Source organism: Arthrobacter psychrochitiniphilus, assembly GCF_003185915.1.
Classification (GTDB): domain Bacteria; phylum Actinomycetota; class Actinomycetes; order Actinomycetales; family Micrococcaceae; genus Specibacter; species Specibacter psychrochitiniphilus.
Map to the genome: position 1 here is coordinate 63623 of NZ_QHLZ01000003.1, position 14076 is coordinate 77698.

14 protein-coding genes are annotated in these 14076 nt (G+C 60.6%); 7 read left to right on the forward strand and 7 right to left on the reverse strand.

Going from position 1 to position 14076, the window contains the following annotated elements; translation table 11 throughout:
• The first annotated feature begins 29 nt into the window (after window positions 1-29).
• Both CVS29_RS05860 and CVS29_RS05865 read left to right on the forward strand, forming a co-directional pair.
• Window positions 30-242: an MBL fold metallo-hydrolase gene (locus tag CVS29_RS05860; RefSeq protein WP_110105418.1), complete on the forward strand. Its 213-nt coding sequence runs from the start codon at window positions 30-32 to the stop codon at window positions 240-242.
• Window positions 243-273: 31 nt separating this feature from the next.
• Complete coding sequence (locus CVS29_RS05865; RefSeq protein WP_110105419.1) at window positions 274-1506, forward strand: MFS transporter; 1233 nt, start codon at window positions 274-276, stop codon at window positions 1504-1506.
• On the opposite strand, the gene CVS29_RS05870 is transcribed toward CVS29_RS05865, so the two are convergent.
• Entirely contained in the window at window positions 1490-1975 is a 486-nt protein-coding gene (locus CVS29_RS05870) for a hypothetical protein (RefSeq protein ID WP_110105420.1), read from the reverse strand. The two genes, CVS29_RS05865 and CVS29_RS05870, sit on opposite strands and share 17 nt — an antisense overlap.
• Before the next feature lie 62 nt (window positions 1976-2037).
• Complete coding sequence (locus CVS29_RS05875; protein WP_110105421.1) at window positions 2038-2940, reverse strand: phosphatase PAP2 family protein; 903 nt, start codon at window positions 2938-2940, stop codon at window positions 2038-2040.
• A gap of 59 nt (window positions 2941-2999) precedes the next feature.
• Between CVS29_RS05875 and CVS29_RS05880 the strand changes: the two genes are divergently transcribed.
• Complete coding sequence (locus tag CVS29_RS05880; RefSeq protein WP_110105422.1) at window positions 3000-4004, forward strand: o-succinylbenzoate synthase; 1005 nt, start codon at window positions 3000-3002, stop codon at window positions 4002-4004.
• A 154-nt stretch (window positions 4005-4158) separates the two neighbouring features.
• Complete coding sequence (menD, locus tag CVS29_RS05885; RefSeq protein ID WP_245932106.1) at window positions 4159-5973, forward strand: 2-succinyl-5-enolpyruvyl-6-hydroxy-3-cyclohexene-1-carboxylic-acid synthase; 1815 nt, start codon at window positions 4159-4161, stop codon at window positions 5971-5973.
• Here menD and CVS29_RS05890 read toward each other — a convergent pair.
• The 4 genes from CVS29_RS05890 to CVS29_RS05905 form a co-directional block, all read right to left on the reverse strand.
• Window positions 5957-6748: an amino acid ABC transporter ATP-binding protein gene (locus tag CVS29_RS05890; protein WP_110105424.1), complete on the reverse strand. Its 792-nt coding sequence runs from the start codon at window positions 6746-6748 to the stop codon at window positions 5957-5959. The genes menD and CVS29_RS05890 overlap by 17 nt on opposite strands.
• Window positions 6741-7697, reverse strand: coding sequence for an amino acid ABC transporter permease (locus CVS29_RS05895; RefSeq protein ID WP_170120910.1), 957 nt, complete (start codon window positions 7695-7697; stop codon window positions 6741-6743). The genes CVS29_RS05890 and CVS29_RS05895 overlap by 8 nt, the downstream gene beginning before the upstream one ends.
• Complete coding sequence (locus CVS29_RS05900) at window positions 7694-8617, reverse strand: ABC transporter substrate-binding protein (protein WP_110105426.1); 924 nt, start codon at window positions 8615-8617, stop codon at window positions 7694-7696. Before CVS29_RS05900 ends, CVS29_RS05895 begins: the two co-directional genes overlap by 4 nt.
• A gap of 166 nt (window positions 8618-8783) precedes the next feature.
• Window positions 8784-10109 carry an isochorismate synthase gene (locus CVS29_RS05905; RefSeq protein ID WP_110105427.1) on the reverse strand — a complete coding sequence of 442 codons (1326 nt, stop codon included), beginning with the start codon at window positions 10107-10109 and terminating at the stop codon, window positions 8784-8786.
• Window positions 10110-10233: 124 nt separating this feature from the next.
• Here CVS29_RS05905 and CVS29_RS05910 point away from each other — a divergent pair, with 124 nt between their 5' ends.
• The 3 genes from CVS29_RS05910 to CVS29_RS05920 are packed head-to-tail and all read left to right on the forward strand — an operon-like array spanning window position 10234 to window position 13405.
• Complete coding sequence (locus CVS29_RS05910; RefSeq protein ID WP_110105428.1) at window positions 10234-10962, forward strand: demethylmenaquinone methyltransferase; 729 nt, start codon at window positions 10234-10236, stop codon at window positions 10960-10962.
• Between the two features lie 20 nt (window positions 10963-10982).
• Window positions 10983-12305 (forward strand): geranylgeranyl reductase family protein, encoded by a 1323-nt coding sequence (locus CVS29_RS05915; protein ID WP_110105429.1) that lies wholly within the window; start codon window positions 10983-10985, stop codon window positions 12303-12305.
• Window positions 12302-13405, forward strand: coding sequence for a polyprenyl synthetase family protein (locus tag CVS29_RS05920; RefSeq protein ID WP_110105430.1), 1104 nt, complete (start codon window positions 12302-12304; stop codon window positions 13403-13405). Before CVS29_RS05915 ends, CVS29_RS05920 begins: the two co-directional genes overlap by 4 nt.
• Window positions 13406-13437: 32 nt before the next feature.
• On the opposite strand, the gene CVS29_RS05925 is transcribed toward CVS29_RS05920, so the two are convergent.
• Window positions 13438-14037, reverse strand: a complete 600-nt coding sequence (locus CVS29_RS05925; protein ID WP_110105431.1) for a hypothetical protein — start codon at window positions 14035-14037, stop codon at window positions 13438-13440.
• Window positions 14038-14076: the final 39 nt, after the last annotated feature.

Consider the following 14076-nt stretch of genomic DNA (forward strand, 5'->3'; position numbering starts at 1 on the left):
GTGTCCTCGGTGAACTTGGCGCCCCATGGGTGCTCTTTGCCGGGGATGTTCTGGAGGAGGGCGCGCCGGCATCGGTAGAGCTGGAATCCTCCGTGCCGGGCTGGGCTGCTGTGCTGGACAGGCTGGCGAAGATGGGCGGAAAGTACTCCATCATGGTGCCCGGACACGGTAACCCCGTTGGCGCAGAATTCGCAGCCGCGATGGCAGTCCACTTCTGGGCCCGCTGGCAGCGCAATAGCTAGTGCCGGCGTAGCCGGGTTTAGAGTTGAGACAGTGAGTAAGCGAACCAATCCCGAAGGCTTTAGCCTACGGTCCATTGCCATTCCGGCGTTTGGGCCATCCTTGTTGTTCGGTATTGGTGAGGGTGCCATTCTGCCCGTCATCCCGCTGAGCTCCATTGGGATGGGATCCTCCTTGGCTGGTGCCGCGCTGGTGGTGTCACTGATTGGTATTGGCTCACTGGTCAGTAACATTCCGGCCTCGATCCTGACGGCGAGGTTTGGCGAGCGTGTGGGCATGCTAGGGGCTGCGCTGTTGAGCCTGTCCGCCATGTTAATTTGTGTCTTTGCCCAGGAACTTTGGCTTTTTGCCGCCGGGGTGTTTTTAATAGGCGCCGCCGCGGCCGTGTTTAACCTAGCCCGCCAAAGCTACCTCACCGAGGCGGTGCCGCCAATGCTGCGCGCCCGGGCTATGTCCACACTGGGCGGGATAGGCAGGATTGGGCTGTTTGCGGGCCCCTTTATTGGTGCTTTGGTGATTCATCTGGTCGGTCTTTCGGGGGCGTATTGGGTGGCGGCCGTGGCTGTTGCGGCGGCAGGTGGTGTGGCGTGGGGATTGCCCGATCTGGTCAGCCCCGCCAGTACTGCTCCCGGCGGTACAGCGCCCGGCAGCGCGGCTCGCAGGGGCCCGCAACCCACTGTGGCATCGCTGTTGGTGGCTCACAGGCGAGTATTTTTCACCGTAGGAATAGGGGTGCTGTTGGTCAGTGCCGTCCGCTCTTCACGCCAAGTGGTGTTGCCCCTCTGGGCAGATAGCCTGGGACTAAACCCGGCCACAACCTCGCTTATTTATGGGCTCTCCGGCGCTATCGACATGCTCGTTTTCTACCCTGCTGGCAAGATCATGGATAAAAAGGGCCGTGCAGCCGTGGCAGTGCCATCCATGGTCCTCATGGGCCTGGCCCTGTTGCTGATGCCCCTGACTACTGGTGCGGCCACGCTCATGCTGGCCGGGTTGCTGATCGGTTTTGGTAATGGCATTGGATCAGGGCTGGTCATGACGCTGGGGGCAGACTATTCCCCACGCCGTGGCAGGGCACGGTTCTTGGGAATCTGGCGCTTCCTGGCGGACAGTGGCGGCTCCGCCGGGCCCGCCATTCTGGCCGGACTGACAGCCGCCGTCTCCCTTTCCTTCGGCATTGCAGCCTCGGGGCTTCTGGGCCTGGCAGCGGCTGCTGTTCTTTGGTATTGGATACCGCGCAACAAGGACGCTATTTCGCCAGAGTGAGTGAAATATCTTCAGTATGACCCGCCAGGCTGACCCTGATAATTGAGTTTGAGAAGACACTTTCCGGCACGGCAATGCTGGATGTCCAGGGTGCCATATCGGCGGTGCAGACCCCGCCACCGTTTTTCATTTGCGTGGTGATTTCAAGGTGGTTTCCATCGGTGAGCGTCAGGGAATTGACCCATGCAGGACAGGAGGAGCTGCCGTAGGTGGTCACGTAGAGCAGTTTCTTTGCTACGGATAGTTCCGCAGCCCAAGACTTATCAGCAGCGTGGACAGCAGCCTCAGAGACGCCCCGTGTGCCTTGCGGATCCGGTGAGGTACCCGCAGGGGAGCACCCGCTCATAGTGGCTGCCAACAGGCCGGTGACCAACAAACCGGAGACGAGAAATCCGGAGCGTAAAATTCTGGCTGCCAGAATTCCCCGCAGTGAGTCTAAATGCCGTGAGCGCGCCCCCTTGGTAGTCATCCAGTCACTGTAGCCGCAGCCCAGCCACTTTTCCACGGTGAGGCAGAGGTGAGGGAGAGGGGTTAACGTACGCGCCGGCGTCGTACGGGCAAGGTCAGCAGCAGCGTTCCGGCAAGGGTGAGCCCATAGCCGGCAACCACAATTTGACCCACGCCGATCAGGAGATAACTGGTGCTGCTGTCGGCATCGAAGCCCCAGATCCGGCGCAGGACCAAGGTCACGGCCAGTGCGGACAGCACGGCAATCACGCCAGGAATGAGCGTCCACCCGCGCGCCGAAGCCCAGTGGGCTTTGGACCCCAACCAAACATTCCAGGTGGAGCCGGTACGCATGACCCACAGGGCGGCCAGAGCCGTCCAGAACGCCACCACGAAGAACGCAGCCAAGACGTCTGAGGGGCGGTGCCACTGGTTGATGAGGGTGGCGATCCCAGCGAGGATGGCGTAAGTTCCGCCCACAAAGGCCGCCGCGGGCCGCCATCGGGGGGAGACCACTAGAAAGACCGCCGCCGCAGCGCTGGCAGCCAGCGTGCTGTGTCCGGACGGGAGAGAGTTCAACGCCAACGTGGCCACGCCCATATCGGGGCGGTCTGGCAGGCCCGCTTTGATCAGTTGTGTGGAGAGGTTGGCAGCGGCCATGGCAGCCAAGGCGATGCCGGCCGCCTTCCATCGCCGCCGGGCCAGCGTGACAAAAACCACCACCACGGTTGCCAACACCACGGACGTGGCGGGCAAGAGATCCAGAATTTGGGCGCTCTGCGCACCGATGCGTGCCTGCGCCACGGCAGCCTCAACCAGCGCTGACTCGTCAATGTACTGGCCCGTGGTGGTGTTGACGAAGATACGGTAACTCAGGATGAGCCCGGCCAGACTGATCAAGGCTGCTATGACAAATGGCCACGCAGCAGTCCGCGCTGGTGCGGAACCTCTGGGGCCTGTGCGGGACAGGGCAGCATGGGTATTCATTGTTCCTAGGTTCCCACATTTTCATGGGAGCTTGCTGACCACCGCGGTACAGTGGCACCATGCTCACCCTCCCGCCACTTGATGAAATCCTTGCCACCGCCCATGTTGTGGCCCTGCCCATGAAAGTAAAGTTCCGGGGGGTGGAGCTGCGTGAGCTCATGGTTTTTTCCGGGCCTGCCGGGTGGGCGGAATTTTCCCCGTTCCTGGAGTACAGCGACGTCGAATCGGCCAGGTGGCTGGCCTCGGCTCTGGAGGCGGGCTGGGTTGGGTATCCGGAATCGGTGCGGGACTGGGTCCCCGTGAATGCAACACTTCCTGCGGTTTCACCCGCAGAGGTCCCCGGCGTGTTGGCAGCTTTCAACATGGGCTCAGCTGGTGCAGCCCAGAGCGTGAAGATCAAAGTAGCTGAGGCTGGCCAGTCACTGGGCGAGGATGCCGCCAGGGTGGGAGCGGTCAGGCATCTGCTGCCCGAAGCCAAAATTCGTATTGATGCGAACGGCGGATGGGATGTGGGGCAGGCAGTTAAAGCGTTACGCATGCTGTCCGTGTTTGGACTGGAATATGCCGAACAGCCAGTAGCCACCATTGCCGAGATGGCCGCTGTCCGCAGCGCACTGGATGGTTCGGTTCTGATTGCAGCCGATGAAAGCGTCCGTAAGGCCACAGACCCACTGGCGGTGGCTCGTGCCGGTGCTGCCGATCTGTTGGTGGTCAAGGCCGCGCCGTTGGGTGGTGTGCGCAGGGCCTTGGAAATTGTGGCCGAGGCCGGGCTGCCTGCCGTGGTGAGTTCCGCCCTGGACTCCTCGGTGGGGATCAGCGCCGGATTGGCGTTGGCCGCCGCGCTGCCCGAATTGCCCTACGCGTGTGGCTTGGGCACGGTATCGCTGATGGCCGCAGACATTGCCTCCCCGAGCTTGGTGGCAGAAGCTGGTGGCATGAACGTGCGTGAGGTGGTGGCAGATCCGGGACTTTTGGCGCAGTTTGCCGCCCCCGCAGACCGCCGTGACTGGTGGCTGGGCCGGCTTGGGCGCGTTTACGCCGTGCTGGCAGGCGCTGAGGCCTAACCCCAACTTCGATCCGTGAGAAATGGTCGCTTCCATCCCGGAAAGTGGCTGATTAGCGACCATTTCTCACGGATCGATGCGGTGCCGCATCGCAGTGCTGATCCGCGCCAGGCTGAGGTTGGCTAGAGTTGGTGGCGTGACTTCACTTAGCTCAATGGATTGTGCCCGCTACGTTATAGATGCGCTGGAGCGTGCCGGCGTGCACCACGTGGTGGTGGCCCCTGGTTCCCGCAGCGCCCCACTCGCCTATGCCTTGGCGGAGGCCGAAGCCGACCGCCGGATCAAGGTGTCTGTGCGCATCGACGAGCGCGTTGCCGGGTTCACAGCCTTGGGGTTGGCGCTTGGCAGCGGCGAGGCCGTTGCCGTGGTGACCACCTCTGGCACGGCTGTAGGCAATCTGCTCCCGGCCGTCATGGAAGCCAACCATGCAGGGGTTTCCCTCATGGTGCTCTCCGCAGACCGGCCCGAGGAGTTGCGCGGAACGGGAGCCAATCAGACGACGGTGCAGCTGGATTTGTTCGGCGAGCATGTGCGATTCGCCACCGATGTTCCGGCCGGAACTGACCCCACGGGGGCCATATCCACCGCTATCAGCGCGGCACGCGGCCGTCTCGAGGGCATTCCCGCCGGCCCCGTGCAGGTAAATCTGGCCTTCCGCGACCCGCTCACACCCGCCCTGGACGGTTCCGAATGGGAGCGGCTTTTACCTGTCATCGAGACCCCTGACGCTTCCGCTGAGCTCCTGATGGACGACGCCGTCAACTCCTCCGCGATCAGCGGCACCGAGGTAGCTCCCGCGGAAGAGGACCGAGCCACCGCGGAAGATGTCCCGCCGGAGATAGTCCAGCCCTCCTCAAATCCCACGTCCAGCCACCGAACAGTAGTGGTTGCCGGGCACGGGGCCGGTCCGGAAGCGGAGTACTTTGCCCGAATGTTGGATCTGCCACTGCTGGCTGAACCGTCATCGAACGCCCGCTTTGGTCCGAACGCGATTGGTCCGTACCGGCTGCTGCTGGAGCTTTTTGGGCCAGGCAGCGCCCAGCCCATCCAGCGCGTGGTGGTCTTTGGGCGCCCCACCCTGTCCCGCCACATCAGCACCTTATTGGCACGCACCGATCTGGAACGGGCCTTGTTTGTGCCCCAACCCGTGCCGTGGTTTGACGCGGGACGCCGCACTGAATTAGTTCTGACCCAGTGGGACCAGCTTGTTGGATTCGCCGGAGCGGGCCCGCACGGATGGCTGGAAGCCTGGCAGGAAGCCGCTGCGAGGGCTGAAGAAGCGCTAGATGCCGCCCTGGATGCTGACCCGGATACGCAACCTGCTCAGCCGGTGCAGCTGACTGGGCCCGCACAGCTGACTGGGCCCGCAACGGCTCGCGCCGTCTGGGCAGCCGCCCACCGTGACGCTGGCAGTAATCTCATGCTCGGCTCCTCAAACCCTGTCCGTGATGCAGACCTTGCGGGCCGGCCAACACCGGCGAACAGTGCCATGGTCTTTGCCAACCGAGGCTTGGCCGGAATTGATGGCACTGTTGCCACAGCCACCGGGCTGGCGCTGGCCTCGGGGCGGCCCACGCGACTACTCCTCGGTGACCTCACATTCCTGCACGATTCCGGGGCCCTTATGATCGGCCCCACAGAAGCGTTACCTCAACTGCAAATCATTGTCCTCAACGATGGCGGCGGGGGGATCTTCACGCTGTTGGAGCACGGTTCGCTGGGCCAGTCACCAGGCTATGCGGGCGCCGTGGAACGCTTCTTTGGTACACCCCACACCGTGAACCTCGCGGCACTGGCCACCGCTTATGGCTGGTCCCACACGCTGGTGCGCACCAGGGAGGAACTCAACGCAGCGCTCACCTCGCCGGTGCTGGCACCGGAAATTATTGAGGTGGCCGCGGCGGAGCGGTCAGGCCTGCGGGAACTGCACGCCCACATTGAGCGTGCAGTTCTTACAGGACGCGGCTAAGGAACTCCTTGGTGCGAGCGTGCTGCGGGTTGGCGATGATCTCGCGGGGGTTCCCGGATTCCACTACCACACCGGCATCCATGAACGTCAGGGTGTCTCCCACTTCGCGGGCGAAGCCAATCTCGTGGGTTACCACGATCATGGTCATGCCGGATTTGGCCAGGTTTTTCATGACTTCCAGGACGTCCCCCACCAGTTCCGGGTCAAGGGCGGAGGTGGGCTCATCAAAGAGCATCAACTCCGGTTCCATGGCCAAGGCCCGGGCTATGGCAACACGTTGTTGTTGACCGCCGGAGAGCTGGGCAGGGTAGAAATTGGCGCGGTCACTTAGACCCACCATCTCCAATAATTCACGTGCTTTGAGCTTCGCGGCTGCCTTGGACTGACGCTTGACCTGGGTAGGTGCTTCAATCACGTTTTGCAGGGCAGTCTTGTGGGGGAACAAGTTGAAGCGCTGGAACACCATGCCAATTTCGCGGCGCTGGGCCGCGATCGCCTTGGTGTTCAGATCGTGCAGTTTGCCGTTGACTTCCCGGTAACCGATCAAGTCATTGTGCACGTAGATGCGGCCTGCACTGAGGGTTTCCAAAAGGTTGATGCAGCGCAACAGGGTCGATTTTCCCGAGCCCGACGGGCCAATGATGACGGAGACCTCGCCCGGGTTGACAGTCATGTCAATGCCTTTGAGGACGTGGTGGTCACCAAAGAACTTGTGCACGCCCTGAATCTCCACCAAGGGCTTAGGTGTGGCGGCTTTGTAGGTTGAGTCAGGCAAGGTTGTTCCCCCTGGGCTTCAAGATGGGGTCAGTGGTGGCCGGTGGTTTCTCTTTGACGGGTGCCTTCATAACGTTGTCAACGCCCTTACCGAAGTGCCGTTCAATGTAATACTGACCCACCATCAACACTGATGTGATGACCAAGTACCAAATCGCTGCCACAATGAGCAGCGGGATGGGTAGGTAAGTCCGGTTAGCAATGGTGTTGGTGACAAATGTTAGGTCCAAGGTGAATGGGATAGCCAACACCAATGAAGTGGTTTTCAGCATGCCAATAGTCTCATTTCCCGTGGGTGGGACTATGACACGCATGGCCTGCGGGAGGATGATCCTCCACATGATCTTTGAACGACGCATGCCCAACGCTTCGGCGGCTTCCATCTGGCCGTTGTCTACCGATTTCAGTCCGGCACGGAAAATCTCAGCCAAGTAGGCGGACTCGTTCAAACCGAGACCAACAATCGCGCCCACCAAGGCAGTGATTACGGTTTCGGTATTGACGGAGAACCATTCAGGGCCAAATGGCACGCCAATGATGATCTTGGGAAACAGCACGGCTACCAGGCCCCAGAAAACCAGCTGGGTGTAGACCGGGGTGCCACGGAAGAACCAGACCCAGAACCAGGCTACGTACCTGAAAAGTGGGTTGTCTGACTGGCGCATGAAAGCCAAGCAAATTGCCAATGCAATGGCCAGCACCATGGAGGAGACAGTCAGTAACAGTGTCCAGCCAATACTTTGAAGTACAAGAACATCGAATAGATATTTGCCAACGGTGTCCCAGCGGAAGTTCTTGTTCGTGACCAGGCTTTGGATCGCCAGTGCAACAAACAGAAGAATAAAGGCGGCGCCAACCCACCGGCCGGGGTGACGAACAGGAACTGCCTTGATCAGTTCAACTCCGCCGGCCCCGCCCGATGACTGCACCCCACGGGCGGGTGTGCTCAATTGCTTGTCACCGGGTTCAGGACAGCCTTGGAGATAGCACCTTCATTATTGTTCCAGTCCTTCAGGATTTGGTTGTAGGTGCCGTCTTCCATGAGCTTGTTCATGACCTTCTCGATGACCTCCGCGAATGCTGTGTCATCCTTGGCGATGGCGATTCCCTGCTCAGCGGAGTCGTAAACGTCGCCGAGCGTTTCCAAAGAATCTCCGGTCTTCTGCAAGGCGTTCTTAATGATGGGGGAGTCTGCGCTCATGGCGTCGATGCTACCGCTGACCAGACGCGTGGTGACATCCGTCTGGTTCTTCAGCGAGATGATCTCAATGGCCGGTTTGCCGTCAGCAACGCACTTTGCGGAACGGTCCTTCACATCGGGATCTTCCTCGACAGTGCCGGTCTGCACGCCAATCTTCTTCCCGCAAATGTCATCAAGGTTGATGTTCTTAGGGTTGCCCTTCTGGACAGCCCACCAAACGCCAGCGTTGAAGTAGCTGACAAAGTTCACGGCTTTTGAACGTTCCGGGGTGATGGTGAACGAGGAGATTCCTAGATCATATTTGGATCCGAGCGAGGGCAAGATGGTGGAGAACTCGGAGGTTTGTACCTTGACGTCCTTGCCCAGTACGGCTCCAATGGCCTTGGCAATGTCAACGTCGTAACCGATGGGAGTCTGGCCGTCGGTGGCGAGGAATTCTGCTGGTTCGTAGGAGGTGTCAGATCCCACGTTGAGGGTCGACTTATCCTTAAGCGCAGCAGGTAGGAGTGCGATCAGTGCATCGTCCGCCTTGACCGTGGAGGGATCGAAGGTGGCGCCGCCGCTGCCCGTTGTGGTGCCTTCCTCAGCGTTGTTGCAACCGGTCAATGCCAACGCTGAAACGGCCAGAACAGCCGCAAATCGCAGGCCCAGTTTGGATGAGATGTGCATGATTTACCCTTTGTGAAGTCCCTGAGGAGCCAGTATTTGAAATCTAGTGTAGCCTGCCAGTGACTTGCGTCACGGTAAACAAGTTTTTACTAGTGAACAACTAAATGTTGGCTCGCGCAAGAGCTCGCACACTGAGGGTGTCTGAAAACCAGGGCAGATCGGTGCCCTACGGGTGGTTGGGGAGGTTCAGAGCCTGCAGCATGGGCCGAAATTTGGCCCATGTCTCGGCCAGTTCGGCAGCCGGATCGGAGGCCTCAACAATGCCCGCGCCGGCGTACAAACGAACGGTGTGTTCGTCCTCCAGGACGGCTCCGCGCAAAGCAATGCCCCATTCGCCGTTGCCCGCCCCATCCAGCCAACCCACCGGTCCCGCATAAGGACCGCGGTCCATTTTCTCCAGATCCAAGATCAGCTTCCCGGCTTCTTCCCGAGGGGTTCCACACACGGCCGCAGTGGGGTGCAGGGCCTCAACCAGCGCCAAAGACGTGGGTAGATGGCCATTTGAGCTAGCTAATTGGGCAGTCACATCGGAGGCCAGATGCCACACGTTGGGTAGCTCCAAAATGAATGGCTCTGCCGGGAAAGAGAGGTCCGTGGAGAAGGGTGCCAGCTGCCGGGTAAGTGAGCGGACGGCAAAATCGTGTTCTTGGCGTTGTTTGAGTGAACCTCCAAGAACCGTATCCGCAAAGCCTGTTGAGCCGGCCGGTTCATCCTCGCGGTCAAGCGTTCCTGCCAGGACACGTGCTTGAGCTGTGGAGCCATCAACCTTGATGAGTATCTCCGGTGTGGCGCCCACCAGACCACGGACGCCGTAGGTCCAACATTGACCGTAAAGCTCCACTAATCGTTGCAGAATTGAAACCCGCCGCACTGGTTCCGGGAAGGACGCCACCACATCCCGTGCCAAAACCACCTTTTCTAAGCCACCTGCGGTAATGGCATTGACCCCCGCGCGGACGGAATCCTTCCATTGCTCTTCGGAGAGTGCCCCTGGTCTTAGCGTTCCAACAGAGGGGGTGGCCGGCGTCGAACTTCTAGCGGTGGCCAGGGCCCGCAGCAGGTTCAGGGCGGATTTAGCGGTAGGGACTGCGCCGTCCAGGGACAGCTGGGTGAGCCAGGCCGTGCCGGAGGAGAAGCCCACCACCAAGGCAGGGACTATGAGTACGGATTCGAAGGCGCTGCTTTTTGAGAAGGCAAAAGAGCCAAAGGCCATGGTGCCGGTGCCGGGCATGCGCACGGGATCGTTCACGGCAGCCGTGGCCACCAGTGATTTCCACCACTGTTCGGCGTCGGCAAAGCGCGTGGGGCCTGTGGCGGCAAAGGAGGCGATTTCGCCAAAACCTAGCAAGCCCTCGCCTAGGCGCAACCAGCACAGCGGTCCAACGCCTGGATCAGCCCCCAGCAAGTCCGCAGGGCCGGTGATGCCAAGCTCCGTCAGCGTGGCCGGGGTGAGGGCCAAGGTGAGGGTACGCAGCGAAAAGGAAACAGTCATGATGAGTCCAGATTACTCTCTGGGGCGCCAAAAACAGGTGCTTGCACGGTGTGATGGCCCACAACCTTGCCCAAACATCGGCGAACAATGCGCGAAGCTGCACAAAGTTTGAGAGACTAAGGGAGTGAACCGTGCATCCTTGGAGAAGCGTCCGGAAGAAATGGCCGCCATGTTTGACGACGTGGCCCCCAAATACGACGTCGTCAACGATATTTTGTCGATGGGACAGACGCGCCGCTGGCGGCGCATTGTCCTCGAAGCCGTGGATGCAAAGCCCGGCCAGCGGGTGTTGGATCTCGCCGCCGGCACCGGCACCTCGAGCGAACCGTTTGCCGACGCTGGCGTGAACGTGGTGGCCTGCGATTTCTCCGTGGGCATGCTCAAAGTTGGTAAACGCCGCCGCCCGGACATTGACTTTATTGCCGGGGATGCAACCAACCTGCCGTTTGCCGATAACTCCTTTGACGCTTCCACCATCTCCTTTGGCTTGCGTAATGTGATGGATCCGAAAAAGGCGTTGCGGGAGATGCTGCGCGTCACCAAGCCCGGCGGCACGCTGGTGGTGGCCGATTTCTCACACCCCACCTTTGCCCCTTTCCGCACTGTTTACACCGAATATTTGATGCGAGCCTTGCCTCCCATCGCCAAAAAAGTTGCCTCCAACCCTGCGGCGTACGTGTACTTGGCGGAGTCCATCAGGGTGTGGCCCAATCAGGACAAGCTCTCCGCCTGGCTCACCGAAGCAGGTTGGGATGCCGTGGCCTACAGGAATTTGAGCGGTGGCATTGTGGCCGTGCACCGAGCCGTGAAACCCCTGACGGTTGATGGCGAATCAGCCGCAACCGATCGCTAAACAAAGGAACTCCACCCACAGTGAAGGTACTCATAGTAGGTGCCGGTCCCGCCGGATCCACTGCGGCCTGGCATCTGGCATCCGCCGGGATTGACGTCACCGTGCTGGAAAAGACCCGCTTTCCACGTGAAAAGGTTTGCGGCGACGGGCTCACCCCACGGGCCGTGCGCGAAATGGCGCTCATGGGCCTGCCGCACGAGCCCTCCGAAGGATGGCGCCGCAACAAGGGCCTACGGCTGATTGCCGCCGGGCGCCAAATTGAGGTGCCGTGGCCCGAACTCAGTGACTTCCCCAATTACGGGCTCATCCGTACCCGGCTGGGCTTCGATGAAGCACTGGCCAATCATGCCCGCGCCGCCGGTGCCACCATCCTTGAGGGCCATTCGGTGACACAGGCACTGACGGACGACGCCGGCACTGTGGTGGGTGCACGGGCATCACTGGTGGACGGGGCTGGGCGCAAGACGGGCGAAACTGTGGACTTCCAGGCCGACGTGGTGCTTGCCGCGGACGGGAACTCCACCCGCACTGCCGTCTCGTTGGGGCACGCCAAACGTGACGACCGGCCCATGGGCGTTGCTTACCGTACGTATTTCACCTCACCTCGGCACGAGGACGATTGGATGGAGGGCTGGCTGGAGCTTCCTTCTCCCAACGGACGGGTTCTGCCAGGGTACGGATGGGTGTTTGGGGTAGGTGACGGAACCTCCAACGTTGGTTTGGGCATACTGAACACCTCTAAGGAATTCGGCAAGCTCGATTACCGCGGCGTGCTGCGTGACTGGACTGCGGCCATGCCCGGGGAATGGGGTTTCACCCCTGAAAACCAGGTGGGACCCATCAGGGGTGCCGCCCTGCCCATGGCCTTCAACCGGACTCCGCACTATTCGGGCGGCCTGCTCCTGCTCGGTGATTCCGGCGGCATGGTGAGCCCCTTTAACGGTGAGGGAATTTCCTACGCCATGGAATCTGCCCGGTTCGCGGCAGAACAGATCATCCAGGCAGCAGGCACCAACTCGCGTCTCGCAGCAGATCACGCACTGTCCAACTACAGCACCCTGGTGCGTGATGCGTGGGGCAGCCACTTCACCATGGGGCGGGTTTTTGCTTCCATGATTGGAAATCCCACCATCATGAAGTTGGCGCTGCGCACGGGCATGAGTGTTCCGGTGCTGATGCGGTTTGTGGTTCGGTTGATGACGAATCTGACGGACACAGACAAACGTGGTTTTGAGGATAGAGTGATTCAACTACTGGAGAAGCTCGTCCCTGCTACCAGCAACCAGGACACTACCCGCACATCCGAGCAACAATCCCTACCAAAAGTTAGTGTTAAGCAGTGACTACTTCCGCGAACCACAGCTGGACCCATGCCGGGCAAGGACGCCCTGAATCTCACGACTCCAACCCCAGCACCATGGCCATTGCCACGGGGCTGGCACTGCCGTCCGGTTTTTCGGCAGTGGCAGAAGACCCGGATCTGGGCCCCTCGATTGCCATGAGCATGGCCAAGGTGGAGAAGGTGCTGCGTGAAGCAATTGCCCACTCTGATCCTCTGGCCGACGCCACGAGCCGGCACCTGGTAGAAGCCGGCGGCAAGCGCATCCGTCCGCTGCTGGTCCTTCTGGCCGCCCACCTTGGGGACCCGAACCGGAAGGAAGTGGTGCAGGCCGCCGTGGTGGTTGAACTGACGCACCTGGCCACGCTCTACCACGACGACGTCATGGACTCGGCGCCCTTCCGCCGCGGCGCCCCCACGGCCCACGAAGTATGGGGCAACACTGTTGCCATTCTTACGGGTGACCTCATCTTTGCGCGCGCTTCAATTCTGGTCTCGGAACTGGGCGGGCGGGCCCTGGGAATTCAGGCACGCACCTTTGAGCGGCTGTGCCTGGGCCAACTGCATGAGACAGTTGGCCCGCGTGAAGACGAAGACCCCATTGAGCATTACCTCTCGGTTATTGCCGATAAAACCGGTTCGCTAGTTGCCGCCTCTGGCCAGCTCGGGGCAATCTTTGCCGGTGTTGATGAGAGCCTTCAAGATGTCATGCTCGAATACGGTGAAAAAGTGGGCGTTGCTTTCCAACTGGCCGATGACGTCATTGATGTCACCGGTTTGAAGCAGGTTTCTGGAAAGTCCCCGGGAACGGATCTGCGCGAAGGCGTCCCTACCCTGCCCGTGTTGCTGCTGCGCAATGCTGCTGCCGCCGGAGACGCCGATGCCGCCGCAGCGCTTGCTCTGGTAGATGGCGATCTGAGCAGCGATGAGTCACTGGCCGTGGCCGTGAAGGCGCTGCGTGAACATCCTGTCACGCTTGAGTCTTGGGCCGTGGCGCGGCAATGGTCGGACGCCGCCATTGCTGCACTGGCTCCGCTACCGGAAGGTATGGTCAAAACAGCGCTGGCCAGCTTCGCCGAAGCCGTGGTCTCACGCGACGTTTAGCTTGGGCGCAATGGGGGCTGGGTGCTCGGGATTTACTTTTGTGCACCCAGCTTCGGCATGACGTAGGGGCTCAGGGCCTCAGCGCTGTTATTCCAGTGCGCCGGCGCATTCCGACGCCGAGCTTCTGCTTCTGAAGCCGAAGCCAAGCCAGCATCGTCGACGCTGACCATGACTCCGCTGTGTTGGAGATTGAAGAATCGAATCACAATGCGGCGGCCGTTGACGTTCCAAACGCACGCCTGAACAATGGGATCGTGCCAAGGATTTGTGCCCTCACCATAGAGGGTTATGAGCCGGTTATGGATGTCATCGTAGCCTTGCCGTGTGGACGGATTATCTGATTGCATGGAGGAATAAACCTGCATGCTGATGCCCAGAAATCTCCCGTTGTAGGAAGTCCATGAGGAGGCGATCTCCCCGCCAGCCATGGGAGTACGCAGCGAGTAATGCGCTACAGCGGGGGCGGCGCTGGCCTCATCCCAAGCGGCCCCAGAGACCAATCCATGGCGTTCAAACCACGCCTTGCGGTCGAAGTCTGAGCGGGGCCACATCCCCTCAACCAACTTTTCAACCAGGCCAACAATTGCAGCCGGTTCCGGATCCAATGTGTTCGAAGCTTCCTGTGCGTTCATAACGCCACGCTACCGCTCCCGGATGAATATTCCCATAGC